The sequence below is a fragment of the Botrimarina hoheduenensis genome, assembly GCF_007859815.1.
In the GTDB taxonomy this organism is placed as follows: domain Bacteria; phylum Planctomycetota; class Planctomycetia; order Pirellulales; family Lacipirellulaceae; genus Botrimarina; species Botrimarina hoheduenensis.
Genome location: NZ_SJPH01000002.1, coordinates 801,088 through 827,703 on the forward strand (window position 1 = coordinate 801,088; position 26,616 = coordinate 827,703).

A 26,616-nucleotide genomic window follows, 5' to 3' on the forward strand; every position below is an offset into this window, starting at 1 on the left:
GGCCGGCTTGGGATGCTGTCGCAGCGAGGTGCCTCGGACCGACTACCAACACCAATGGCCGCTACTTACATCGCCTTGTCGAGGTAACGATTGCGCATGGGGAACGCGAGCATCTCCGAATCGATGACCTTTTGGATCCGTGCGGTGGTCTCGCGCAGGTGCGCTTCGGTGTAGCGATCAAGGGCGGGCTCGTCCTCGAGCAGCTCGTCGATCTTCTTTTTGAGTTCTTGCAACTCGACAAAGGCGATCGTCTGGCAGTCTTGCGGCGGAACATCGATGATCGCTCCGCCTCGTGTCTCCATGAGCGAGATGTAGTAGCGTCCCATCGCGATCTCGGCGAGCCGCTCAAGATAAGCGCGTTGCAGGTTGCGGCGCAGGCTGGAGATGGCGGGCTGCCGGTTGGAGTACTCGCCGGGCTTGAAGTCATCGACCTCGCGGAAGATGAGCTTAGTCAGCCGCTCGAACAGTTCCGCGTTGGTAAAGACGTCCACGTCGGGGTCCGCCTTAAGCTCGTTGTCTTGGATTCGGTGGAGTGTCAACGAGGCCATCAAGCGATCTAGGATCCGCTCCTGCCAGAGCAGGATCACCTCATGCACGGGGTAATCCGCACGGCGCGCGGTGGGAGATCCCCAGTGCGACCACTTCGACGGTGCTAATTGGTTGTACAGCTCGCGGGGCACGAGGAACGGTTGATCGCTGAAGACTTGCTCTCCGATCAGGTCCATCGCGGCGCGCTGACGATCGGCTTCGACCAGCAGGAAGGGCTGCGGGGCGTTCTTGTCGCCCTTGTGCGAGCGATTGACGTACAGCCCACCGACGTAGCGTGACGCATCGAACATCGCGCGGCCGTGCGTGGCGAGCAGCACCTGAAATCCGCGGAGCGCCCGTTCGTAATCTTCGCCATCGCCCACCAGATCGGCGACAACCTTCGGCAGGGCCTCGGCGACGATGGCAGCCTGATTCTTGGCGAAGGCTACCAGGTCGTCGCTCATGTCAAAGCGGCGGCTGTGCGGATCGGGATCGATGCCGCGGGTGTCCTCGTCTGTGCTGAAGGCGAGGCCGGTTTCACCGCTACGGGCGGCGATCGCGGCAAGGTCTTTCTTCTCATCCTTGACCTGTTTGTACCCGTACTCGATGGCCCAGTAGTCGTAGGCCCCGATGGTGCGCGAGTAGTAGTCGCCCTGCTTGGTGCCCGGGGGAGCGAGATTCGTGGGGTGGTAGTCCATCACCGAGGCGCTCAAGCCGGTCTTGGCGGTGCTTTCGGTGTTGTGGAGCTCGTCGGTTGAGAGCAGCGTGCTGGCCTTAAAGTTGTGACGCAGACCGAGGGTGTGCCCTACCTCGTGCATGGTGACCTCTTTGAGGCCCTCCATGATGAGCCGTTCGAGCTCTTCGGGCGAACGCTTGCGGGCCGAGCTTACCGCAGCGGCGAACGCCAGCTGTTGGCTCGATCCGCCCAGCAGATTGCACGAGCAGCGGCCCGTATGGCCTTGCCGTACATGCAGCGGGAGACCTTTCTGCTGGGCCTCGTAGGCACCGATCTCGACGGGTCCGCCGGTTAGCATCTCGATGCCTTGCGGCGTGACGGTCTGATACTCAAGTTTCCAGTACTGCAGGAAGTTCGCATCGAAGATGATGTCGGCGTCCAGGATCTGTCCGGTGATGGGGTTGACGCGCGACGGGCCCATTGCGAAGCCCGCGTCCGAAGTGATCCAACGGAACGTGTTGTAGTTGATGTCGCCGGGCTCCCAGTTGGCGTCCTCGGCTTGCTGATCGACGTCGATCGCGTCGTAGAAGCCCGCCTTCTCAAAGGCGAGGTTCCACTCTTCGATGCCATCCCGGATCGGCTTGCGATACTTGAAGGGGATCGTCTTCTCGAGCCAGAACTTGATGGGCTGCTTAGGGGTCGAAAACTCTGCGTCGGAGTCTGCCTTCTGCAGGTCCCAGCGCGTGATGTAACGCACAAAGCGGTCTTCGTCTTCCGGCTTCGAGAAGTCCTTCACCGCGGTCAGGAAGTAGCCGATCCGGTCGTCCGCCAGGCGCGGGCGATAGTCGGTCTTGGGAAGGCGGCTGATTGAATAGTGAACATTGATCGTTGCGGCGCGTGAGTCGGCGACCGTGTCGTACTCGGTATAGCCGCTCGAGGCGTAGGTCGCCGCGACCTGGATCTCCACGTTCCGGTCGTACCCCTTGGGTTCGAGGAACGTGCTGCGCTGCTTGGTGAACGAAAATCCGGGCAGCACCATGCCGATCTGGGGCAGATCGCTAAAGAAGACCGGAGTCATATCAATGATGTACGATCCGCCCGAACCCCGTGTGGCGATCGGCAGGCTGAACATCACGCTGTCGGTGTAGGCGAGCTTTACGGCCTCGGCGGTCGGCGTGCCCGGCTTCGCGCGGAAGCGGACGTTGCGGCGGACCACGTGGATCTGCTCGCCCACTTTGCGGAACTGCCAAACCCAGTCGTCACCAAAGCCCCAGCTGAAGCCGCCCAGCAGCGGCGTTTGGCCGATCCCCTTGGCGATCGTGATCAGCACGATCAAGTCGGTGTTGAGATCGCTGGGATCCAGCTCGGCGAACAGCCGGTCGTCGGCGTAATGGAGCTTGAGCAGTCCCTCGACGGCCTCGGTATCTTTGAGAACCTTCGACAGGGGCGGATACTTCGAGGACTTGGACTCCGCGGGCTTCTCCGAGGACTTGGACTCTTTCGAGTCGCTCGCCTTATCGGGAGACTCCGCGGCGACGCTCCCCTTGGTCTTTTCGGTGGGGGGGGCATCGTCCGCCTTGACCTCGTTCGCCTTGACCTCGGCGGACAACGTCAGCGCACCGACAACCAGAGCAATACGGGTAAGCATCGCACAGCGAATCAAAGCAGTGAGCATCGATCGAGTATCCAATTGCTGAGCACCGCGTTGCCCTCCAGGTGAGCACGCAGCGAAAACGGTTGGCCTAACCGGCAAGAACCTTACAACCCCACGACCGGGTCCAGGCACAGGCTTGTAACTATACCCCATTCCACCCACGCTGCTTGACCGTTCTTCTTTTCTTAAATCCCCTGTACCTGCCGAGGCCCGGTGGTCGGGCCCCCTATGTATGGCTCCTGTCTCGAACGCCGATCCCGTGTACCGGCTGCCCCCCGAGGTTCAGCGGGCGTTTGCTGAGCTGCGGGACCCCCGCCGAGTTGAGCTGGTGCCGAGCGGACTCAGCGGTGCCCGTGTGCTGCGGGTCGAGGCCCCGACCGGCAGGTACGCTGTTAAGGCCTGCCAGCAGGCCCAGCCCGACGCGGCACGCGACGCCTGGGTTGCGAGTGAGCTAAGCCGCGCCAATCGCCGCACGCCACACATGGCACGGCCGTACACCACCCTCCACGGCGAGCCAGCGTTTTTCCAAGCAGGGCATAGCTGGCAGGTGCGCGATTGGATCGAGGGCTCCCCCGCCACGCCTGCCACCGCCGACGTCGCAGTCCGTGGGCTCGCCGCGCTGCATGCTGCGTGGAGCGAATCGACTCGCGTGGCTGATCTCCCCTCGACGTTGCCATCAATATCGCCCTCGATACCGCCCCCGCCGGTGTTCGCCACCCGCTTGGCGGCGCTCGAGGCGGCCGCAGACGACCCGGTCTCAGCTACGACGCTAGAAACCGGGGCGCGTGCGCTGGCGATCAAGCAGATGCGGCGTTTCGCCCGTGAGGTCTTTGCCGTGCAAACGGTTCACGGCGATGCCCGTCCCGAAAACGCCCGCGTGCGGGAGGGAAAGCTTGCGGGCTGGATCGACGACGGGGCTTTGGCAGTCGACACGCCGTGGCGCGATGTCGCAAGGCTGACGGGCGAGCTTGCCGATGGCGACGCGGCGTACCGCGACCAGTTAGTACGCGTCTATGCCGAAGCCAGCGGCACCGGCGATAGGGCTCCCTGCGAGCTGGTAGGAGCCCTCGACCTTGCGGCGACCGTGATAGCGGTCAGCCGTTGGCGGGGCTGGCTGGCGGGGCCCGACCGCGAGCGTTGGCAAGAAGTGGGAGGCATAACTCGGCGAGAAGCCCTAGAATGGCGATTGGACCGGCTCTTGCGAGCTTCTTCCTCGCAGGGGTGATATAGCCCACGGTAGCGGGAAATTGGTTTCAGCGGGGTGAACCCACCGAACCGCGGTTGCGTTGGCAAGGGAGCCGCGGGGATAACCACGCTTTGCAACGCCCCGGCGATTGACGCTATCCGCTCCGAACCTCAAACGACCGCTCCGATGAAACCTTCTGTCTGCCGGCTCGCCACGCTCTTGCTGTTGATCAGCGGGTACTGCACCGGCTCGGCTACGGCTCAGTTTAAATTCGAACTGCCTCCCAATCTGGGGGGGGAGGCGTCAACGGAGCCGGTCCGCTTGGAGGCGCGGATCGCTCCTGCTACGACCGAGCGGCCGGCCCTGCTGCTGGTCACCGCAACGGTCGCGCCGGGGTACCATCTCTACTCGCTGACGCAGCCCGCGGGCGGCCCCGAGCCTTCCAAGCTCTCTCTCCGGCCGATGCCCGGCGTCCGGGTCGGTGCCTTTTCCGTCACTCCCGCGCCGCAGATCAAGTCGTACGCCGAGATTTGGCCCGGCCTGCCGATCGAAGAGCACAGCGGCAAGATCACCTGGTTTGCCCCGATTGACTGGTCGTCTGACCTTGAGCGGCCAACGGTGGCCGGCGTTCTCACTACGCAAGCCTGCGACGCCGGTAGCTGCGAGCCGCTCGAACTTGAGTTCACGGCCAAACCGAGCTCGGCTCCGGCGTCGGCTGAGATTGCGGCTGCTTGGCTGGCGAGCCCGCTGGCTCAACCCGCAGACATCAGCACGAACTCGACTGCGCCGCCGGTCGGCAGCACGGCCGAGCCCCTTAGCACCGCAGCCCTGCTACCCATCCTGGGAGCCGCGCTGCTGGGCGGGCTCATCCTGAATCTCATGCCGTGCGTCCTGCCGGTGATCGGCCTGAAGGTGCTCTCGTTTGCTGAGCAGGCGGGGCATCAGCGGGGCCGCGTGCTGGCGATGAACTTGGCCTACTCGGCAGGTTTGATTGGTGTGTTCCTGTTGCTCGCCCTGCTCGCCTCGCTTGCGCAGCTTGGTTTAGCCAACGAAAGCCTCGGCTGGGGCGAGCTGTACACGATCGCCTGGTTCAAAATCGCGATGATCGTGCTGGTGTTCGCCATGGCGCTGAGCTTTCTGGGCGTGTGGGAGATCCCGCTCCCCGGGTTTGCCGGAGCCCGCGCCGCGAACGACCTGCAGCAGCAAGAGGGACTTTCCGGCGCGTTCTTCAAGGGGATTTTTACGACCATCCTCGCTACGCCATGCAGCGGGCCGTTCTTGGGACCGGTTTTCGGTTTCACGCTCGGTCAGCCACCGGCGATCACGCTACTCATCTTTGGCTTTGTCGGCTTGGGAATGGCCTCGCCTTATCTGCTCATCGGCCTGTTTCCGTCGCTCGTTGCCTGGCTCCCCAAGCCGGGCGCCTGGATGGAGACCTTTAAGCAGCTGATGGGCTTTGTGCTGATGGGCACCGTGGTCTACCTGTTCTCGACGGTCTCGACCGACCTCTACCTGCCCGCGCTCACCACGCTGGTGGCGATCGCGCTGGCCTGCTGGTGGATCGGGCGCACGCCGATCACGGCCTCGCCCGTGGCCCGTTCGACCGCCTGGTACGGCGGAGCGGGAGTGGCGGCGGTGGTAGGGTGGCTGGCTTTCAGCTTGGCGAGCTACGGCGGCCACGATCTGGCGTGGAAGCCCTACAGCCAAGCGAGTCTCGCCGCGGCGCAAAACGCCGGCAAGACGGTGCTTGTTGATTTCACGGCGGACTGGTGCCTCACTTGTAAGCTAAACCTCAAACTCGCGATCAACACCGACCAAGTGAAGGCGGTGGTTGAAGCGAACGACATCGAGCCGCTGCTAGCCGACTGGACCGACCGAAACGACGAGATCAAGCAGGCGATCGAAGCGCTCGGCAGCCGCAGCATCCCGCTGCTGGCGATTTACCCAGCGGGCCGTCCCGACCGCCCGATCCTGCTGTGGGACCGGATCAAGCAGGAGCAACTGCTAAGTGCCCTGCGCGAAGCGGGAGCGACGATCGACAACGGCGGCGAGTTGGTGGAACCGACGATCGAAATCGGCGTCACCACAGGCGGCGCGATGCGGTAGACCCAGCGCACCGGCTCATTACCTTAAGGCGGTAAGGAGAGGAGCCCGAAGTGTACTGATGGCGCTGCGTCACGAAGAGCTGAACCTACGAGTGAGGCGGTGCCGCACAGCGTTAGGGCAGCTTTTCGACGCCTCGCTCACCCCAGCCACGCACTGACCACCTCGGCGAACATTTCCTCATCGAGCGTTTCGTGGGCGAGCAGGTGATCGGCCACGCCAGCGATCGCTTCCCAGTGCCGATCGTCCGAGAGCAGCCCGTGCAGCCCGGCGGTGCGGGCTTCTAGCCAAACGGTGCGGGGGCGTTCCTCGGGACGCAGCGCGGCGGCTTCGGACCAGGCGTGCTGCCAGTCGGCCGACCACTCGGCAACCAACGCCGGATGGAACGGCTCGCCCGTATAGATCATCTCCGCCACGGGGCCGCCGAGCGCCACCAGCACCAGCTTCTCGGCGAGAACCAGCGGAGCGAACGCAGCGCGGCGCCATGCCACCTGGGTGTCGCCGTAGCGGTGGGGGCCATCGTCGTTGTCCGGAGCGATCGAAACGCTCAGCACCCGCCCGCCGGCATAGGCAGCCGTAAAGGCATGCCCCGCCTCGTGATAGGCGGTGGCGGTTTCGTCGTCCGAAGCACTCAAGGGCCGTCGTGCCTTGCCAGAATGCGGCCGATCGGCCAGGTCTCGACTCCTGTCTCGATCAGCTGCCGCGCGATGCTCTCGGCAAAGTGCTCGCTGACGACCAGCGCCATCCCAACGCCCCGGTTGAAGACCCGCGCCATTTCTTCGGCGGGGACTTCGCCCAGGCGCTGGAGCCATCCGAAAACCGGCGGCACAGGCCAGCTCCCCGGGTCGATGTCGAGCATCACGCCGGCGGGGAGTATTCGGCTGAGGTTTTCCACCAATCCGCCGCCCGTGATGTGCGCGATGCCGTGCACCACCTGTTTCTTGCGATAGTGCCTCAGCACAGCCCGCACCGGCTGGACGTAGATGCGTGTGGGGACCATGAGCAGATCGGCCACCGTGCTACCGTCACATTCCGCGACCGTGTCCTCTAGGCCAAGTCCGGCTGCGTCGAAGACGATCTTGCGCACCAGGCTGTAGCCGTTCGAGTGCAAACCGCTCGAGGCCAGCCCGAGGATCACATCGCCCGCACCGATACGCGAACCGTCGATGAGCCGATCGCGTTCGACAACGCCGACCGAGAAGCCCGCCAGATCGTAGTCATCGGGCCCATAAAGGTCGGGCATGATGGCGGTCTCGCCACCGATCAGGGCCGACTCACCGTCGATACAACCGTCGCTGATGCCGCGGACCACCTGTTCGAGACGATCGGGATCGTCACGCCCCATGGCGATGTAGTCGAGAAAAAAGAGCGGTTCGGCCCCGGTGCAGAGGGCGTCGTTAACGCACATGGCCACCAGATCGCGGCCGACGGTGTCGTGCCGATTGGCCCTTTGGGCGACTTTGAGCTTGGTGCCGACGCCATCGGTACACGAGACGAGGACCGGGTCGCGATACTGGCGGGCAAACAGTTTGCCGGCAAAATCGAGGCGAAACAGCCCCGCAAACCCCCCTTCGAGCGGCATGACCCGCGGGGTGTGGGTCCGGCGCATCAGGCTCGGCAGTCGGGCCATCGACTGCTCGTAGATGTCCAGATCGACGCCGGCGTCCTTGTACTGAATCGGAGGCATAGTCAGGCGCTGAGGCATAGTCAGGCGCTAGGGATTGGCAAAGCTGTCGAAGCGGCAATAGTCCCGTTAGGAGGGGTTTAGGGCAAGCGGCCTCCATCTCAGGTGCCGCGAATCGCATGTGAAGGCGTGCTGAGCGGTGTCCGGTCATGCGGACGCGCGAAGCCGCGCTGGCACCAACCAGCGGTATGAAGCCGGCCTCTGCTAAGGGTCGATGCTAGCGTTATGCCCCCGGTTCGCGCAAGCTGCGTAGGACATCGGGGGGGTGATTCCAGGGCCAGGGAAGGCGGCGCCTGACTTAGAATGTCCTCTCCCTATGAGCGTAATGATTGCCCACGGCCCTCTCCCCTCGCTTGCCCGCCCGGCGGGCCTCGTCATGGCTAGCTCGACGACGACCGCCTCGCAGCCCATGCTGCAATTCAGCTATCCGCTCCCCTATGGAGCGATTCTGCGTGAAGATGGCGTGCAGTTTGTGGTGTTCAGTAAGAATGCCACGGCCATGCGGATCTTGCTGTACCGCAGCCCGGCCGATCCCGAGCCCTATCGGCTGATCGAGCTCAACCCCGACACCGACCGCTGGGGCGACCTGTGGTGTGCGTTCGTGCCCGAGCTCAAGGCGGGCACGCTGTACCACTTGCAGGCCGACGGGCCTTTTGAGCCCGAACAAGGGCACCGCTTCGATCCCCATGCGCGGTTGATCGATCCGTTTGCCAAGGCGCTGGCGGGCGATTTTTTGCCCGGCACGGATGGCGTGGTGCGGCCGCCCAAGTGTGTGGTCGTGGACGATCACTTTGACTGGGGCGGCGACCGGCACCTCTGCCGACCGCTCAGCGAGACCGTCATCTACGAGATGCATGTCCGGGGGTTTACCAAGAGCCCCACGTCGGGTGTTGATTCGCCGGGCACTTATCTGGGCGTGATCGAGAAGATCCCCTACCTGAAATCGCTCGGCGTAACAGCGGTCGAGCTGATGCCCGTCCACGAGTTCCCCACCAACGAGAGCGATGGCACCAACACCAAGCGGGCCAACTACTGGGGCTACGACCCCATGGCCTTCTTCGCCCCGCACCGTGGCTATGCCGAAGGAACCGAACCCGGCGCGCACGTCAACGAGTTCAAGCAAATGGTCCGCGAGCTGCACGCCGCGGGCATCGAGGTGATCCTCGACGTGGTGTTCAACCACACGTCTGAGGGCAACGACCAGGGCCCCACTTTCAGCTTCAAGGGCCTCGAAAACAGCGTCTACTACATGCTCAACGGAGACGGTTCTTATAAGAACTACTCCGGCTGCGGAAACACGGTGAACAGCAATCACCCGATCACCCGCGAGATGATTTTCCATTGCCTCCGGCACTGGGTTTACAACTACCACATCGACGGATTCCGGTTCGACCTGGCGAGCATCCTGAGCCGCAACCGGAACGGCGAACTTGTGCCCAATCCGCCGCTCGTGGAGTACATCGCCGAAGACCCGATGCTCTCGGACACCAAGATCATCGCCGAGGCGTGGGACGCGGCGGGCGCGTATCAGGTGGGGTCATTCGCCACGCGCCGCTGGGCCGAGTGGAACGGCGCTTACCGCGACAATGTGCGTCGTTACTGGCGGGGCGATCTGGGAATGACCGGGCCCATGGCAACCCGGCTAGCGGGCTCGAGCGACCTGTACCAGTCGTCGGGACGGCAGCCCTACCACAGCATCAACTTCATCACCTCGCACGACGGCTACACGCTCAACGACCTTGTGTCGTATGAGCGTAAGCACAACCTTGCCAATGGCGAAGAAAACCGCGACGGGGATAACAACAACTACGCCGCAAACTACGGCGTAGAGGGCCCCACCCGGCGGTTGCCGATCCGCAAGCTCCGTCGGCGGCAGGCGAAGAACTTCCTCGCGACGCTGATGCTGAGCCAGGGCGTGCCGATGATGGTCTCGGGGGACGAGGTGCTCCGCACCCAGCGCGGCAACAACAACGCCTACTGTCAGGACAACGCGCTGTCGTGGTTCGACTGGCGTTTGGTCCAGCGCAACGCCGAGATGCTCCGCTTCACGCAAGCCGTGATCGCGCTGCGGGTGCACCAGCCCACGCTGCGGCGGGCCGACTTCCTCACGGGTTCGCCGCACGGAGCGGGAGAGCTCCCGGACGTGAGCTGGTACGGCACGAACGGCCAGGTCATCGACTGGAACCACACGTTCCACAGCCTGACGTGCCTGCTGGGCCCTTCGGGGATCGACGATCCGGCGGCCCGCCACGTGCTGATTTTGATGCACTCGGGCGGTCAGCCACAGGCGTTCCAGACGCCAATCGCCGCTCGTAAGCTCGAGTGGCGGCTGGTGATCGACACGGGTGCCGATTCTCCCGCCGATGCGTTTGTCGAGTCACAAGGCCCGCTGCTCGACACGGGCATGCCGATCCGGATGGAGCACCACTCCTTGCGGGTCTACGTGGCGCGGTGAGCCTGCTTCCCCCCCCCCAGTGCCAGGCAGGCTGGGGGCTGCGAGCGGAAGTCGGTACGATCAGAAGCGATATGATCCGGGCGGGGCGCACCATGGCGATTGGTCGCCCCGCATCGGGCTTCCTGATTACCGCGTGAACGGCTCGCACCTCTTATGAAACTCTCGATCATCGGCGTCGGTGACGACGGCCTGAACGCGGTCACCGCGGCTGCCCGTGAACGGATCCTTGGCGCCGAGAAACTGCTCGGCGATGAGCGTGCGCTCTCGCTCTTGGGCGAGGCGGCCAAGGGGCAACGCGTGCCGATCACCGGCGACCTCGAGCAAGTGGCTGCGCAGATCGAGGCGCTCGGCAACGCGACCGCCGCGATGGTTGTCTTTGGCGATCCGATGTTCTACGGGCTCGCCCGGTTCTTGACGGACCGTTTTGGCAAGGACCGCTTCGAGGTGTTGCCGCATGTGAGCAGCATGCAGCTCGCCTTTGCCCGCGTGATGGAGAGCTGGGACGAGGCCTATTTGACGGACGTCTCGCAGCATCCCTTGCCGACGATTGTCGATCGGATCCGCACGGCGCAGAAGGTGGGGCTCTTCACAACCGACCGGGTCGGTCCGGCCCAGGTTGCACAGTCGCTGCTGAACAAGCGGGTTGATTACTTCACCGCTTACGTTTGTGAGAATTTGGGCGCGCGCGACGAGCGGGTCACACGCGGCGAGCTGAGCGAGATTGCCACCGGCGACTTCGGCGCGCTGAACGTGATGATCCTCATCCGCAAGCCCGATGCCCCGGACCGACCGCGCGACGCGATCGGTCGGCGGTTGTTCGGCAATCCGGACGACGCCTTCTTGCAAGCCAAACCCAAGCAAGGCCTGCTCACTCCGGCAGAAATCCGCTCGCTCGCCCTGGCGCAAATGGATATCGCCCCGGGCAGTATCGTGTGGGATGTCGGGGCGGGCTCGGGTAGTGTGAGTGTCGAAGCGGCTCAACTCGCGGTTGACGGTGCCGTGTACGCCATCGAGATGGACCCCGAGGATCACGAGCTGATCACCAAGAACGCCGAGCGGTTTGGAGCCGGCAACGTGCTGCCGATCCTCGGCAAAGCCCCCGACGCCTGGAAGACGCTGCCCGACCCCGATTGCGTGTTTATCGCGGGTGCTGGTCGAGAGGTGATCAACCTCGCGACGGCCGCCTACGGTCGGCTCCGCAGCGGTGGCCGCCTAGTGGTTAACATGATCGCCATCGACAACCTGGCCGCGGTCCGCAGCGCGATCCTCGAGGCCGCCAGCGGATCGTCCGCCACCGGCGACGTGAGCCTGAACGTGTGGATGGTCAACATCGCCCGTGGTGCCGACCAGCTCGAACGCCTGACCTTCGAAGCCGTGAAGCCGAACTTCTTGTTAGCGGCAGTTAAGGGGTAATCAGCAACGTAGCTTCAAGACCGCGCTCCACACGCGACGCCGGATCGTCCGCCCCCCTGCTTTTTTGGGTCCGACAAGTGCTCCTCCCGCCCGACCTTATCGCCCAGCTCCAACGGCTTGAGCTTGTCACGCGCAAGGTGTTTCGCGGGCGGATGAAGGGGGAGCGTCGCAGTCAGCGGAAGGGGCAGAGTGTCGAGTTCGCTGATTTTCGCAACTATGTCCCGGGCGACGACCTGCGGGCCCTCGACTGGAACCTCTACGCGCGACTCGACAAGCTCATCATCAAGCTGTTCCTCGAAGAAGAGGACCTGCACTTCTACACGCTGATCGACGCCAGCCCGAGCATGGCGTTCGGCGAGCCGACCAAGCTCGACCACGCCAAGCAGATCGCCGCGGCGCTGGGCTATATCGGACTGGTGCGGGCTGACCGTATCCGCATCGAGACGCTCGGCGGCAAGCAGAGCCCCGTGCTACGCGGCCGCAAGAGTCTATCGCGGATGGTCGAATACCTGGAGGGCATCGAGCCGGAGGAGTCGGCCACGCTGGAGGAGGGGGTCAAAGGTTTTTGCCTACGAAACGCCGGGCGCGGCGTGGTGGTGCTGCTCACGGATCTGATGGACAAGCAGGGATATGAGTCGGCTCTCAGGTATCTGGTCGCTCAACGGATGGACGTTTACGTGATTCAGGTGCTCAGCCAAGAAGAGATCGATCCGGCGGTGGTTGGCGATCTGCGGCTAGTCGATTGCGAAGACGACGACGAAGCGGAAGTGACCATCACGGCTCCGCTCCTGGCCCGCTACAAGCAGACACTCGAAGCGTTCACCGGCGGCGCGCAGCACTATTGCAGCAAACGCGGCATGAGCTACCTGCTGACGAGTAATGAAACGCCGGTGAAGGACCTCGTGGGATCGTATCTCCGGCGCCGAGGGCTGGTGCGATGACGCCTTCGCTGCGATCAACACCAATCGCTCGGCAACAAGACGCGCTCCGGACCCCAACGCGTGCGGCCCGTACGGGTGAGCCGGCATGAATGAGCTTTTCCGCAACACGCTGACCCCCGCTCAGTGGGCGATAATCGCGGCGGTGCCGCCGGCGATCTTGGCGCTATACTTTTTGAAGTTGCGTCGTCAGCCGCTGGAGGTGCCCAGCACCTATCTGTGGAGCAAGACGATCGAAGACCTGCGGGTCAACAGCCTGTGGCAACGGCTCCGGCAGAGCTTCTTGCTCTTCTTGCAGTTGCTGCTCGTGGCGCTCGCGATCCTGGCGCTGCTGCGCCCCGGCTGGCAGGGAACCGACCTCTCTGGTCAGCGGCTCGTGTTTGTGATCGACAACTCGGCAAGCATGTCGACCAAGGATGCGGGAGACGATGGCGACGAATCACGGCTCGACGTGGCCAAGGCGCGGGTCGCCGGGCTTCTTGATCAGATGGACCGGACGATGTCGGCCATGATTGTGTCGTTCACCGCGGAGCCCAACGTGGTTCAGCAGTTTACGAGCAATGTCCGGCTGCTGAAGGAGCGGCTCGCGACGGTTGAACCGACCGCCGAGGGAACCGACCTGACCGGTGCCTTGCAGCTCGCCAGTGGGCTTGCGAATCCAACCGGCCTGAGCGTTCAAGAAGGTGCCCCCGAACAAGAGGTCGTCGCCCCCGAGCCGGCCACGCTGTTCATTCTCAGCGACGGCAAGTTCGACGACGTGGATGACTTTTCCCTGGGCAACCTCGAACCGGTTTATGTACCGCTGGGTTCGCCCGAGACGGCCAATCTGGCGATCACGGCCCTCACCACGCGTTCCAGCGAAGCGGTGCCAGGAGAACGACAGGCGTTCTTGCAGGTGGCAAACTTCTCGACCGAGCCGGTCGAAGCGATCGCCGAGTTGCGGCTCGACGGCCGTGTGATCGATGCCAAACGGCTGGCCATCGAGGCCGGCGGCGTCGCCGGTGCCCTCTTCCCGCTCGATCGAGACGGAGCTGCTACCGGCGGCGTGCTCGAAGCCCGGCTGGCCGATGCCACGCTGGCCGCTGTTGATGATCGCTTGACGCTCGACAACCAAGCCTCAGTGGGGCTCAACGATCCGCGGGGGGGGCGTGTTCTGCTGGTCACTCCTGGCAATGTTGCCATTGAACAATCGCTGGCGACGGGTCGCACCAGTCGGCTAGGACTCGTCGAGACCCTTATGCCCGAGGCCCTCAAGACGCCGCAGCATCAGCGGCTTGCCGCGGCGGGGGCCTTCGACCTGATCATTTACGATCGTTGCCAACCGACCGAGATGCCGAGGGCCAATACGGTTTTTGTTGGCTCCACACCGCCGACCGAGGCCTGGCAACCGCGCGACGAGGAGAAAAAAATCTTGAAGCCAGTGACCGTGGTCGCTCCGCAAGTGATCGACTGGAATCGAGTGCACCCGCTGTTTGCCAATGCCGAACTGGGAAACTTCGATATCGTCGAGTCGCAGATTGTGACTCCGCCGGTGGGGGGCGTTGCGCTGATCGATGCGTCCGAAGGGCCGCTCGCCGCGATCGGGCCGCGTGATGCTTACGAAGACCTTGTGCTGGGATTCGCGATCCTCATCGAGAGCGAGGGCCGCGTGCAGCGCAACACGGATTGGATCAATCGCCACAGCTTTCCGACTTTCTGGCTGAACACGCTGGAGTACTTTGTCGGAGGCAGCGACGGGCAAACGCCCAGCCTGCAGGCAGGCCAAACCATCGAGATCGCGCCGCGCGATCCGACCCTAACATCGATCACGCTTGTGGATCCCACGGGCGTACGCAGCGAGCTGACGCGCCGCAGCGCGCAGCCCTTTGTCTGGCAAGCGGGCAGCAAGCTGGGGGTGTATCGTGTCCTCGAAGCGGGAGACGAGACCCAGCGGTTCGCCGTCAACTTGCTGGACCGCCGGGAGAGCGACGTCCGGCTCCGCCTCGGCACTCCCGACCAAGAGAAACAAGCCCAGATCGCTTCGGTCCGGATTGGCAACATCACCGTGGCGGCCAAAGCCGGCGCGGCCCCCTCGCGGCAAGAAATCTGGAAACCGCTGCTCGTGGCCGCCCTCGTACTGCTGCTCGTAGAGTGGTACCTGTACCACCGCCGGGTGGCACTCTGAGCAGCGTGGCTGCTGAGCGACTCCTTGGGCTACGCACGGAGCCCTCCGCAGTTGCCGTTGATCAGGAGCCTGCGCGAATCGGAGGCCTGATAGCGCTACTTGATGCCTGCTGTGGCTTGGAGTAGCGTCGGTTAGGCCTTTTTTACGTGTAATCGGTCGCTCACCGCAAATATAGAATATAGAGGGTGATGACGTCTTACCGTCTACCGGATGACGCCGTCGGTCCTTTTTCTTCTCTCTTGTAAGACACTTCTCATGCCACACGACCGCACTGATACGCTCGCATCCAGCCGGCGCCGGTTTCTTGCTTCTGCCGCCGCGACGGGCGGCGTGCTCGCCGCGAGCCGAGTTCTTTCGCAAGACGCCCCGCTCGCAGGGGTTCACGCGGCGGGCGATTCACGGCTGCGGGTGGGAGTAATCGGCTCAGGCAATCGAGGTCGTGGAGCGGCGCAAGACGCCCTCGAAGCGGGCGAAGACGTGGTGATTGTGGCGATGGCCGACGCCTTCCAAGATCGTCTGGAAGATGCCGTCTCGCTTCTTCAGAGAGCTTTTCCAGAACGCGTTGAGGTGCCGAAAGAGCGTCAGTTTGTTGGCTTCGATGCGTACCAGAGCGTGCTTGCCTGCGACTTGGACCTCGTCATCCTCGCGACACCGCCCGGGTTTCGGCCGATTCATTTTGAAGCCGCCGTTGATGCTGGCAAGCACGTGTTCATGGAGAAGCCGGTCGCGGTGGATGCCCCCGGCGTGCGGCGCGTGCTGGAAGCCGGCCGCAAGGCACAAGCGAAGCGGCTCGCCGTCGGAGTCGGCTTGCAGCGTCGCCACGAGCAGCACTATTTGCAAACGATCGAAAAAATTCACGCCGGGGCCCTCGGTGGCGATCCGCTATACACCCGCGTGTATTGGAACGGCGGTGGTGTGTGGACTCGACCGCGAAGGCCCGAACAGACCGAGATGGAGTACCAGATGCGCAACTGGTACTACTTCAATTGGCTGTGCGGCGATCACATCGTCGAACAACACATCCACAACCTGGATGTCGGAAACTGGGTCATGAACGCAACGCCCGTTGAGGCCCGCGGGATGGGGGGCCGCCAGGTTCGCACCGGCATCGATAACGGCGAGATCTTCGACCACCACACCGTCGAATATACCTACGCCGATGGCTCCACGATGATGAGCCAGTGCCGCCACATTCCCGGTACCTGGACCTCAGTCAACGAGTTTGCGCACGGCCCCACGGGCTCGTGCCACGTGGGCAACGGCATTTTCCTCGATCGACAGGGCAAGACCGTGAGCCGACTCAAGCGTCCGTTTAAAACGGGCTACGGGACCGAGCATGCCGATCTGCAAGCCTCGATCCGAGCGAACAACCCCTACAACGAGACCTCGATTGGGGCCGAGGCCACGCTAACGGCCATCATGGGGCGGATGGCGACCTACTCCGGCCAAGTCATCAAATGGGACGAGGCGATGAACTCGTCGATAAGCCTGGCCCCCGAGCGGTACGCCTTCGACGCCACACCGCCGGTGCTGCCCGATTCGGACGGTCGTTACCCGATCGCCGAGCCCGGCAAAACCGTCACGGTTTGACTTCCAGCGGCCTTTACCCAGAAACCGCACGTTGGACCGAACCCGACTCAACCAACGCTGCGTAGCGTGGTATAGTTTTCAGAACGTAAAGTGCTCCCCACGCAGGTTCGTCCGACGAACGGGTGGGGGCAAATGACAAAGCGAGGGGGCGTGGCGGAATTGGCAGACGCGCTGGATTTAGGTTCCAGTTCCTTCGGGAGTGCAGGTTCAACTCCTGTCGCCCCTACTCGTATGGGCTGCGGTGTCCGGCTTGGGGCCGGGCACCGCATGCTCTGGCTGCTGGCATGCGCCGCGGCCCTTCATTCTCTGCTGGCAATCGCGCCGTCCGTACGGGCTCACAGCGAGTTTCAGAAAGAATTCCTCCGCACCTATGCGGGCAAGGACGCGGACAGGGGCTTCCGCACGCTTGCCAAGAAGGCCAAGTGCTACGCTTGCCACCAAGGCAAAGAGGATCGCACCAACTACAACGTCTACGGCCAAGCCCTGACCGCCCATCTGACCGAAGACGATCGGAAAGACAAAAAGAAGATCGTCGCGGCGCTGCGCACCGTCGAGCAAGAACCGATCGATTCGGCCGACGAAACGTCGGGAACTTTCGGAGAGCGCTTGCTGCGGAACGAGTTGCCCGGCGGCTCGATCGAGGACGCGAAGGTCGAGCCGCCGAAAAAGGCCAACGACGATTCGGAGACGCCCCCACCGGCCGAGGGCTGACGAAGCGCGGGGGGTTCGTTCCCCCGCGTGGACGCACAGCGCCGCAGAACTAGCGTTTATTGGACCACCCGGTCTTCCTATCCAAGCCTCCCCGCCAGCAAAAGTTACTTCACCATGATCCGTGCGTTCTCGTTGCGTGCTGCCTGGACTCGGACCGCTATTGCGGTCGCCCTCGTCGCGCTAGTGCCGCTGCCGGGTGCCGAGGCTTTCCCGCAGTTCCAAAAAGAGTTCTTGACCAAGTACGCCGACGGTACCGACGCGGCGTTTACCGACACCGCGAAAGAAGCCAAGTGCTTCGTTTGTCACCAGGGCAAAAACAAGAAAAATCGCAACGCCTACGGCCAAGCGTTAGAAGCTTACCTCGGCAAGAAAGACAAGAAGGACGTTGAAAAGATCGTCGCGGCGCTTGAGACGGTTGCCGCCGAATCCTCCAACGCCGAGGCGGAAGGGGCCCCCACGTTTGGCGAGTTGATCGCCGAGGGGCGTCTGCCCGGGGGAACGCTTGAAGAGGCACAGCAAGAGCCGTCGGAAGACTGAAGCCGGCTCCGCAGCGCTCCACAAAAACTACGAGCCCCGCGTCGCTCGGTTAGCGACGCGGGGCTCATTTCGTACGGCTCTTTGCCAAGCTGGCGTATCCTAGCCGCGGCACTTAAGCCCCCGCCTGCTCAGGCCCGACGCTCAGGCCCGACGCTTAGGCCACAGAAACTTCAAGGCCGATCGCGGTCCGGTAGGTCTCACCCGGTGCGAGCACCAACAAACCCGTATCGATCCCCGCGGCTTCAAGCTCAAACGGGTTTGGCACGCAGGTGTACGGCTCAAGGCAGATCGCTTCGCGGTGGCCCGGTGTGTAGATCACGCAGCACCGCATGGATTCATCAAACGTTTGGGTGAGTGTGACGCCCGACCGGGGATCGTGAATGACCGTTTCACGAGCGCCGGAGGCGAAGCGGTAGGGGGTATCGAACTCGCGGCCGGCCAGCGCGCCCCCAGCGGGAAGCGATTCGCCCAAGGCACCCAGCGGAGCCGTTCCCCCATCGGGCACCAAGCCCGCTGCGTTCCACACCGCGTCCACGGGGGCCCGTACGATCGTTGCCTCGGCGTCGTCCGTTGCCCCCGCCAGCGGCAAACGAAAGTACGCGTGCGTGCCAAAGCCGAAGGGCAAGGGGTGATCGCTGAGGTTGGTTGCAGCAACGCTCAAGTCGAGCCGCGTTCCCACAACGCGATAGGTCGCCCGCAGCCGATAGTCGCCGGTCCACTGTCCCACCGCGTCGGGGTCATCGATCGAGGGTTGGTATTCGGCCGTGATCGCCTCGGTCGTTTGCTCGACAACGCGCCACGCGGCACGGAGCGCGAAACCGTGGATGGCGTTTCCTAGGCCATCGCTGGGCTCGACTTGGTAGCGATTGCCCTCAAACTCGAAGGCCCCGGCCCGGATCCGGCCAGGAAACGGAAACAGCAGCGGTGTACCGGAGCGGCTTGGTCGCCCCGAGCCCTGCGCAAACTCCTCTTCTGCCCACAGCATCTCGGGTGTGGCCGGGCCCTCGGCCAGGGCGAGTGCGGGACGCCAGCTGAAGCAGTTAAAGCCGAGCGACGGCAACAGGCTGGCAGAGGATCCGCTCGCGGGATCTTGGATCGTGACGGGGGCAGAGCTCATCGTCGGGGCGTAGCCAGAGAGGGGGGAGGGGCCAAACGGCGGCCGGGAAGTGATGGCGCGGATTATGCCGCACTGCTACCGCGGCAACCACCCGCCCGGGAGGCTCGCCCTTGGCCCTGCCGCAGGGTAAACTGCGATACCAACTGCAAGGGCGATTAGCTCAGTTGGCTAGAGCGCCTCGTTTACACCGAGGATGTCGGGGGTTCGAGTCCCTCATCGCCCACTATTGCCCGCCTTACGGGTGCCCTGTGGAACCGCTGCTTGGGGGCAACGCGGCAGTGACCAGCGTCGAATTCCTGTACCACCCGCTATGAAGGTATGGGTTGGGTAATGCCGCTGCCCTGCTGGAGCGGAGAAGGCTGCTGAGGCGTAGCCGAAGCAGCCTTCGGAGCGGAAGCGGGGCAGCGGGCCGCGAACTCACTCGGGGCGACGTACCCCAGCGATCCGTGCGGCCGGTAGTTGTTGTAATCCTCTCGCCAAGCGGCCGTGAGCTTGCGAGCCGAGGCGAGCGACTCGAACACCTCGACCGCCAAGAACTCGTCCCGCAGCCGGCTGTGGAAGCTCTCCGCGTACGCGTTCTGCCACGGGCTCGCCGGCGCGATGTACAGTGTCTCGACCTCCAGCCGCTCGAGCCATCGCCGGATCGCCTTCGCAGTGAACTCCGCGCCGTTGTCGCTGCGGATGTGCTGCGGCACGCCGTGCATCGCGAAGAGCTCCGCCAGCGTATCGATTCACGTCCTCGCTCGTAATGCTCCGGTCGCACTTCAGGGCGAGGCACTCGCGGGTGTGCTCATCGACAATCGACAGCCACTTCAGCTGGCCACCGCCCGTCGTCTTGTCGAATACGAAGTCCCACGTCCACACGTGGTTGCGGTGCGTCGCCCGCCGCCGGTCGCAGCCATTCTCCGCCACGCCAAGCCGACGCCGTTTCCGCTTCTTCTGCGGCACTTTTAGGCCCTCCTTCCTCCACAACCGCAACACGCGTGACTCGCTCGCGCGGAAGCCCTCGGCCCGCAAGAGCGCCGCGATCCGCCGGTACCCGAACCGTGGACGCTTCCGCACCAGCTGCTGCATCCGCTTCACCAATCGCGGCTCGTCGCCGCGTGGCTTCGCTTGGTATCGCTGACTTGAACGCGGCTGGCCGATCGCGCGGCACGCCCTCCGCTCGGATGTCGAGAACTCGCGTCGGAGTTCCTTGACCGCCGCACGCTTCCGAGAAGGGCTCACCAGTTTCCCTCCTGCAGATGCTTCAGCATCTGATTGTCGAGAGAGAGGTCGGCCACCAACTGCTTCAACCGCTTGTTCTCGTCTTCCAGCTTCTTCAGCCGCACCGCCTCCTCTGACTTCATCCCGCCGTACTGCTTACGCCAGCGGTCGAGCGTCGATTCACTCACCTCCAGCGCTTGCAGCACGGCTGCCGTCTCCTTCCCCGCGTTGAGCATCGCGTCCGCGTCTCGCAGCTTGCGGACAATCTGATCCGGCGAATGCCGCTTCCTTCGCTTCTCGCTCATCCTTCGGTCTCCTGGCCACTACGGCGGGTGAGACCTTCATAACGCGTGGATCAGATTTTCGACAGCAGGCCAGTATTCTATCGTTGGCAACTCGTCACAGTATTGTATTTTATTTAGTTGCCTGCTATTGCTTGTAAATTTCAACGCAATCCCCCTAAATCCGTTCGCATAGTAGCCCCACATAGATGGAGTGGATAAGGCGGCGGTGTCAGAGCAGGAGCAAATAAAACGCTTTTTTTTCGCGTTGTATAATTTGGATATAGCGTTACTGTTTGGATAGCATTTGTAGACGCCCTCCATGGGATCATTCATTTCCCAAATTCTGCTGCACCAAAACAAATTTTTGCCGATTATATCTTTTGCTCTTAGGAGTGAATTGCAATCGCCAAGCGACCTGAATTTTATCAGTTCCATGATTTTAGATATTATTTTATAGGAAATGCACGTAGTAAGTGCCTAACTGCTTGCTACCTAAAACGCCAGCTCGTGTCGGCCCGCGATGAACGTTAGCTCCTGTGGCTTGCCGATCAGTTCGCAGTTTTCGTTCGCGGCGACTTCTTCGGCCAGGTCTTCGCTCACCCACAGCGTGTCGAGGTGCAGCGTGTTGGGGATGAACACCCAGCGGTGGTCGCCGTAGCGCTCACGCATCTTGGCGATCACCTCGGCATCGTCGGCCAGCGTGGCGGGGATCTTTGCCCGATCCATATCGCCGGTGGTAAAGACGTTGATGAACGTCTTGTGCTCGTCGATCGCGTCACGCAGGCGGCGCGTAATGAAGTCGGCCAGACCCACGCCAATCGCGTTCCCCTTGGACGCCTCCGCCAGGCGGAGAGCGGCGATCACCCGCACCTCGGGCTGGACGATGTCTTCGTACCCTTTCACGCCGCGGAAGCCGATCACGTTCGGGTCCATCCCCGTGCCGCTGTAGGTCTTGCCGATCTCATCGACGACCAGCGCGTTGATTTGGTCCAGCGGCAGCCGGGGGAAATACGAGCGGTGTTTTTCGAGCAGCGCCGGCTCGCGCGTCAGGATCTCGGCGGCGGGTAGGGCGTGCAGCTCGGCCGTTTGGTCGTAGCCGTCCTCGAGGATCGCCAGCCCGGCCCAGATCTTGCCCGAGTCGACCAGCAGCCGCCCCATCTCGAGCAGCATGTCTTTCATCTGCGGCGTGGGGGTCGCGTGGAAGGTCTCGGCCGAGCGGATCTTGCCCATGCCGACGACCATCATCTTCGTTAGCCCGCTCTGCACCGGTCCGCTGAAACAGGTGTGGAGCTTCACACGGTTGATGACGAGCACGCCTGCCGATTCGAACGAGTGGCGGTCCATCCAGACATCGCCGGTGGGGACGGCGCCAACCCGGACGCACTCCATGCTGGAGCGGATCGGCATGCCGACGGTGGCCTCGGTCACGCCGAGCGACTCGACCATCTCGCGCTGCCCCTCGGCGGTGGCACCGTTGTGCGAGCCCATGCTGGGCACAACAAAGGGCGTGGCACCGTGGTCGCGCAGCCAATCGCCCGCAGCACGGGTGATTTCGACCAAGTTATCGATGCCCCTCGAGCCGACCGTTAGCGCGACTTCGCCTTGCGGCGGCGCGCCGAGCCCGTCCAGCTGCCGACGGACTTCGGCTGTCACATCGGCGATCGGGGCAGAGACAAGACGCTGGCGAACCTGAACGACGCGCATAGGTCAAGAAAAGGGGCGGGCAGGGGCGGTGGAGGGGTGCGTCCCGAGTCTAGTCGAAACCGCCAGCGGTTCGCAGAACCCTCGCTGAGAGCGGGGGGGGTCTCACTTCTCCGTGATTTTTTCGCGCCTTCCATGCGGCAGGTGGGGTACGGGTTCGCACCCGGTGAGCGGAGGACTAGATTGACGGTTTGACGTGGCGGAGGGGGCGTTTTCCCCGTAGTTTTCGCCCAATTCCCCTCTCCGTGCCCGGCCCCGGGAGTTGTTCCTCCGGGGCTGCTCTCAAGGAGAGGTCCTGCCCGCCGTCTTTCAGCGAAGCAATGTGCCCCCGATGTCGACGCTCCTCAATCAAACGACCAGTCACGCTCCGTCGGCCGAGCGTTTGAACGCGATCTACGCCAAACGTTTGATCCCGGCCGAGAAGAAGCCCTTTCTGATCGATCTTGAGGCTTCCTCGGGGCCGTACATGGCGGTGCGCGGGGGGGGGCTCATCTGCGACGGGGCCTCGCAGATTGCCTCGATCGGATTGGGTTTCAACCCGGGGGCTCAGTTTGGCGCGGGCCAGCATCTTGAGAGCTGGACCAATCAAACCAACACGCCCCACTACGCCGCGGTCCGCGCCGCTTATGAGGCCTTGCTGCAACGCAAGCTGGGGTCGGATCGTTTTGCGGCGTGCTTCTGTGCGTCGGGGGCCGAGGCGAACGAGACCGTGCTGGGCCACCTGTTTGAGCATCGCCGCCACCCCTCGGCCCGTCGGGTGCTAGCGTTCGAGGGGTCGTTCCACGGCCGGATGTTCGTTTCGCTCGCCTCGACCTGGAACCCCGCGAAGCGCGAGCCGTTCACCCTGCCGGGCCATGAATCGATCTTCGTCCCCTATCCGGTCATGGAAGGGGACGATGTGCATGCTCCTGCCGAGCCCGACGGCTGGCAGGCCGTGTGGACCGAAACCGACGACACGCGGCACCAGACGCTGCTCTCGAAGCTCCCCACGGCGGCCGACGCGGGGCTGGCCGCCGAGGCGGCTTCGCTGAGCGCCGTGCGATCGGCGATCCTCGCGGGCGAGGTGCTCGCCATCTTGATCGAACCGATGCAGTGCGAAGGGGGCGATCGGTACTCTTCGCGAAGATTCCACCAAGGGCTCGCCCTGCTGAGCCACACCCACAACACGCCGCTTGTCTACGACGAGATCCAGACCGGCTTTGGTCTGGGGGCCGAGTTCTTTTGGCACCGAAAGTTCTGTTTGCAAACGCCCGCGGGCGACGAGTTCTTCCCGGCTGGGGTGGTGTGTGCCAAGAAAGCCCAGGCTGGCGTTGCGCTGGTTTACCAGCCGCAAGGGCCGATCCAAGCCGGAGCCGCAACCGCGATCGAGCAGACCAGCGCCGCTTCTGTTGTGCGGGGCTACATCCAGGCATCGGTGATCGATCAGTTCCATGACGAGTTGCTCGCCATGGAAAGTGAGAATCGTCAGCGCCTAACGGATCTGGTCGAGCGACAGGGCGACCGAGTCCGTGCGCCGCGCGTGCAGGGTATGTCGTTCGCGTTTGATCTCGACTCGGCCGACGAGGTCGGGCGATTCGTGGCCCAGCGCTTCCAGCACGGTTTGTTGTACTACCCGGCCGGGGCCAAGACCGCCCGGTTCCGGATGAACCTTGGCTTTGCCGCGGCGGACCGGGATCTGTTTTGGTCGCAGCTTGAGGAAGCGCTCGACTCGACTTTTGCCGAGGCCAGCGATGCGGCGATCGGTGCGCCAGCTGATACCCGCACCCGCGGGGCGGCGAGCTACTATCAGGTCCACTCGGAACTGATCGAGGCCAAGCTAGATCTGCTGCACGAGGGCAAACGCCCGGCGGTGCACGATGCGCTCGCCCTCGTCGAGCGTCATGTCGCGACCGCCTACCCGGCTGAAACCCTCACCGTCGTGCGGCTCGAAGCCGCGAAATACCCCGCGCATCGTGACCGAATTGTCGCGATGCAAGAAGCGGTCTACGAGCCAACGCGGCGGTCATCGGCCGAAGAGTTCGACGCCCTGTTCGCCGGCGAGAATCCGCTGGCGCTCGCGGTGCTCAAGGGCGATCGGATCGTCGCGATGGCGTTTGCGGGGCCCCTCGCCCGCTTCGATTACATGCGGGGCGTCAAAGACGATCCGTCGCACGACGATCCGACGGTTCACTACGCGATGGACCTGACCATCGACGAGCAGTTTCGCGGGGGGCTGGGTCGGGCGATGAAGCAGGCCATGACACTGCTCGCCCTGGCGACGGGCGTCTCGGCTCTGCACGGGCGCAATCGTGATCGGATGGCGGCGGGCATGTGGTCGATCAACCTGTCGCTGGGGGCGTACGTCAGCCAGTATCTGCCCCGCGATTATCCTGACCAAGAGCGCTACCGCGATTGTTTGTACTACCGGGCCGAAACCGCTTGGTCGGCCCCGATCGATTTGGCGTCGGGCATCGAGGCACCGCTGGGTCCCGCCCACCTGGACGCCGCGTTTGTCCGACGTAATCTGCCGGTGTTGGTCAACAAGCTGACCCTCTCCAACTTTGTGACCGACGACTTCCTGACAGACCTCGAGACGGTCTCGCATGCCTTTCCGGCTCCGCTGCGGCGGCTCTACACCGCCAGCGGGCTTTCCGAGGCGGTCGACAAGATCGTCAAGGTGCTGTGGACCCACCGCAAACCACGCACGGGTTTGCTGACGATCGCCGGCAGCGATTTTGGTTCCGGCAGCTTTATGTCGCGTTCTCTCTCCGGTGCGGGCGAGGCGTACTTTGCCACCGACTCTCTGCCCCTGCCCCGCGACGCCGCCGACGAGCCGTTCTTCCGCGAGCTAGAATCGCGTGTGGCTAGCGACACGCTGATGGGGGTCTTTGTCGAACCACTCATGCGGCGCACTTTGCAACGTGTGTCGCAGGACGCGCTCACGCGGCTTGTCACGACCTGTCGTGACCACGGCGTGCCGGTCGTTTACAATGACACGGCGGGAATGTTCTATCGTTATTCGTCGGAGGCTTTTGGCCCGTCGGCCGTCGAGGGCATGCAGCCCGACGCAACGATTGCGTACCTGGGCGGCCAAACGGCTTTGGTCGCGGCTTCGGACGCGCTCTTTCTCGAAGAGCCGCTGCTGCTGATCAGCACATGGGACGGCGATGCGTTATCGCTCGCGCAGTTTGCCCGCGCGATGACGCTCGTGCAGGACGACCAGGCCGCCTATCACCAAACGGTTGCCGCCTACCAGCAGAAGATCGATACCCTGCTCGCCGGCCAGCCGGGCGTTACGAGCACGCTCGCTCGGGGCGTCGGCCTGATCCAGGGCCCGCTTAGCGAACCCCTCATGCGGCATCTGGCCCAGCAGGAATCGAACCTCTGGCGGAGCTGTCCGGCTTACTCTGAGATGCTCCGCTTTAACGCGGCGAATCTCGGCTCATGATTTCACCCACAGGCTAAAGAACGCGACAAGCATATGCAGGACGAAGGCTTCCCGATCATCGAATACCGTCGCGGCGCTACCCCGCGTGAGTGGGGCCGCGCGCACGGCGAGGCGCATCGCGAGGGCATCCAAGAGCTGTTCGAGATCCGCTTGGCGCTCATGCAAGAGAAGAACGGTGCGCTGACCCCCGCAGTTGTCGAGCAGCTGGCGGGTGAGCAGTGGGATGCTACCGAGAAGTTGGACCCCCTCTTGGCAGATGAGCTGCTGGGAATCGGCGAGGGGGCGGGGCTCACCAACACACAGTTGGTGGTGGTGAACAACTACACCGATTTCCGTGACATCCAACCGGGGGAGGGGACGCGCCTGCAAGACGAGGGGTGCTCGGCGGTCTTCGTTGATACCGGTGCCGGGGCCATCGCCGGGCAAACCTGGGACATGCACGGCTCGGCCAAGCGTTTCGTCTGCTGCCTCGATGTGCCGGTGCCCGATTCTGAGGAGCGGATGGTCGTTTTCAGCATCGTCGGCTGTCTCGGCATGATGGGCTACACGAGCTGGCGAACCGCCGTGGGGGTGAACAACATCAACACGGACGGGGCTCGCCCGGGAGTGGTGTGGCCCGCCCTGGTGCGCAAGACACTTGCCCAACGCACCCACGATGCGATGGTCAGCCAGTTGAAGGATGCGGCGGTCACGTCCGGACACAATTACCTGGTTGCCTCGCGGACAGCGGACCACCAGAGTCGGGCCGAGATGTGGGAAGTGATGCCCGATCTGGCCGAGTGTGCGAGCCGCTACGGCGAGTCTAACCGCAGGATCTACCACACCAACCACTGTCTAGCGGGGCAGGCGGTGGCACGCGAGCAGGCGGCGGCGCTCAACTCTTCGACCCATATCCGCTACGACCTGATCGAGAAAAAGATCAACGCGATCAGCAGCTTTGACGACGTCTACGCGTTGCTCAATGACCATGAGAATTACCCCCAGTCGATCTGCTCGAACCATCAGACGTCAGCGCTGGATCCGGCGATCACCTGCGGCGGTGCCGTCGGCGATCTGACGAACGGTCGGGTAACCATGTGGCGTGGTGATGAGCTTTACGACGACAACTTCGTTCGACACGAATTTCGGTTCGATTGAACGGCACGCTCCCAAAGGTCTCGCGGGCGACTAACGGCAGTGCGGATCACGTGCCAAGGTCGAGAGCTACCGGGCCACACAACGCGAAAACCTCAATAACAAACG

At 63.5% G+C, this 26,616-nt stretch carries 16 protein-coding genes, 2 tRNA genes and 1 pseudogene; 13 read left to right on the forward strand and 6 right to left on the reverse strand.

The genetic code is table 11. From position 1 onward, the window contains the following. Window positions 1-65: 65 nt before the first annotated feature. Window positions 66-2,879, reverse strand: coding sequence for a zinc-dependent metalloprotease (locus Pla111_RS07015; RefSeq protein WP_197524826.1), 2,814 nt, complete (start codon window positions 2,877-2,879; stop codon window positions 66-68). Window positions 2,880-3,090: 211 nt separating this feature from the next. Here Pla111_RS07015 and Pla111_RS07020 point away from each other — a divergent pair, with 211 nt between their 5' ends. Beyond that, window positions 3,091-4,083 carry a hypothetical protein gene (locus Pla111_RS07020; protein WP_146572686.1) on the forward strand — a complete coding sequence of 331 codons (993 nt, stop codon included), beginning with the start codon at window positions 3,091-3,093 and terminating at the stop codon, window positions 4,081-4,083. Window positions 4,084-4,230: 147 nt separating this feature from the next. Next, window positions 4,231-6,150, forward strand: a complete 1,920-nt coding sequence (locus Pla111_RS07025; protein WP_146572688.1) for a protein-disulfide reductase DsbD family protein — start codon at window positions 4,231-4,233, stop codon at window positions 6,148-6,150. Between the two features lie 137 nt (window positions 6,151-6,287). On the opposite strand, the gene Pla111_RS07030 is transcribed toward Pla111_RS07025, so the two are convergent. Both Pla111_RS07030 and purM read right to left on the reverse strand, forming a co-directional pair. After that, on the reverse strand, window positions 6,288-6,782 hold the full coding sequence (locus tag Pla111_RS07030; protein ID WP_146572690.1) for a hypothetical protein: 495 nt from the start codon (window positions 6,780-6,782) through the stop codon (window positions 6,288-6,290). Next, window positions 6,779-7,834 carry a phosphoribosylformylglycinamidine cyclo-ligase gene (gene purM / locus Pla111_RS07035; RefSeq protein WP_146572692.1) on the reverse strand — a complete coding sequence of 352 codons (1,056 nt, stop codon included), beginning with the start codon at window positions 7,832-7,834 and terminating at the stop codon, window positions 6,779-6,781. Before purM ends, Pla111_RS07030 begins: the two co-directional genes overlap by 4 nt. A gap of 373 nt (window positions 7,835-8,207) precedes the next feature. Here purM and glgX point away from each other — a divergent pair, with 373 nt between their 5' ends. The 8 genes from glgX to Pla111_RS07075 all read left to right on the forward strand — a co-directional run bounded on the left by glgX (window position 8,208) and on the right by Pla111_RS07075 (window position 17,639). After that, complete coding sequence (gene glgX / locus Pla111_RS07040) at window positions 8,208-10,286, forward strand: glycogen debranching protein GlgX (protein ID WP_231930793.1); 2,079 nt, start codon at window positions 8,208-8,210, stop codon at window positions 10,284-10,286. Window positions 10,287-10,439: 153 nt separating this feature from the next. Continuing rightward, window positions 10,440-11,699, forward strand: a complete 1,260-nt coding sequence (gene cbiE, locus Pla111_RS07045; RefSeq protein WP_146572695.1) for a precorrin-6y C5,15-methyltransferase (decarboxylating) subunit CbiE — start codon at window positions 10,440-10,442, stop codon at window positions 11,697-11,699. 77 nt (window positions 11,700-11,776) lie between these two features. Next, entirely contained in the window at window positions 11,777-12,640 is an 864-nt protein-coding gene (locus Pla111_RS07050; RefSeq protein WP_231930795.1) for a DUF58 domain-containing protein, read from the forward strand. Between the two features lie 85 nt (window positions 12,641-12,725). Further along, entirely contained in the window at window positions 12,726-14,801 is a 2,076-nt protein-coding gene (locus Pla111_RS07055) for a vWA domain-containing protein (RefSeq protein ID WP_146572697.1), read from the forward strand. A gap of 255 nt (window positions 14,802-15,056) precedes the next feature. Then, complete coding sequence (locus Pla111_RS07060; protein ID WP_146572699.1) at window positions 15,057-16,391, forward strand: Gfo/Idh/MocA family protein; 1,335 nt, start codon at window positions 15,057-15,059, stop codon at window positions 16,389-16,391. A 144-nt stretch (window positions 16,392-16,535) separates the two neighbouring features. After that, window positions 16,536-16,617 (forward strand) — tRNA-Leu (locus Pla111_RS07065). 5 nt (window positions 16,618-16,622) lie between these two features. After that, window positions 16,623-17,102 (forward strand): hypothetical protein, encoded by a 480-nt coding sequence (locus Pla111_RS07070; RefSeq protein WP_146572701.1) that lies wholly within the window; start codon window positions 16,623-16,625, stop codon window positions 17,100-17,102. A gap of 114 nt (window positions 17,103-17,216) precedes the next feature. Continuing rightward, a complete protein-coding gene (locus Pla111_RS07075) occupies window positions 17,217-17,639 on the forward strand; it encodes a hypothetical protein (RefSeq protein WP_146572703.1) in 423 nt (140 codons plus the stop codon). A gap of 154 nt (window positions 17,640-17,793) precedes the next feature. On the opposite strand, the gene Pla111_RS07080 is transcribed toward Pla111_RS07075, so the two are convergent. After that, on the reverse strand, window positions 17,794-18,756 hold the full coding sequence (locus Pla111_RS07080; protein ID WP_146572705.1) for an aldose 1-epimerase: 963 nt from the start codon (window positions 18,754-18,756) through the stop codon (window positions 17,794-17,796). Window positions 18,757-18,905: 149 nt separating this feature from the next. On the opposite strand from Pla111_RS07080, the gene Pla111_RS07085 reads away from it, so the two are divergent. Next, window positions 18,906-18,979 (forward strand) — tRNA-Val (locus Pla111_RS07085). A 196-nt stretch (window positions 18,980-19,175) separates the two neighbouring features. On the opposite strand, the pseudogene Pla111_RS07090 reads toward Pla111_RS07085, so the two are convergent. Continuing rightward, window positions 19,176-20,267 (reverse strand): annotated as a pseudogene (locus Pla111_RS07090) (IS3 family transposase); the annotation flags it as partial. Window positions 20,268-20,738: 471 nt separating this feature from the next. Next, window positions 20,739-21,950: a DUF2088 domain-containing protein gene (locus Pla111_RS07095; RefSeq protein WP_146572707.1), complete on the reverse strand. Its 1,212-nt coding sequence runs from the start codon at window positions 21,948-21,950 to the stop codon at window positions 20,739-20,741. Window positions 21,951-22,278: 328 nt separating this feature from the next. On the opposite strand from Pla111_RS07095, the gene Pla111_RS07100 reads away from it, so the two are divergent. Both Pla111_RS07100 and Pla111_RS07105 read left to right on the forward strand, forming a co-directional pair. Beyond that, window positions 22,279-25,374 (forward strand): aminotransferase class III-fold pyridoxal phosphate-dependent enzyme, encoded by a 3,096-nt coding sequence (locus Pla111_RS07100; protein ID WP_146572709.1) that lies wholly within the window; start codon window positions 22,279-22,281, stop codon window positions 25,372-25,374. Between the two features lie 33 nt (window positions 25,375-25,407). After that, window positions 25,408-26,511 (forward strand): C45 family autoproteolytic acyltransferase/hydolase, encoded by a 1,104-nt coding sequence (locus Pla111_RS07105; protein ID WP_146572711.1) that lies wholly within the window; start codon window positions 25,408-25,410, stop codon window positions 26,509-26,511. Window positions 26,512-26,616: the final 105 nt, after the last annotated feature.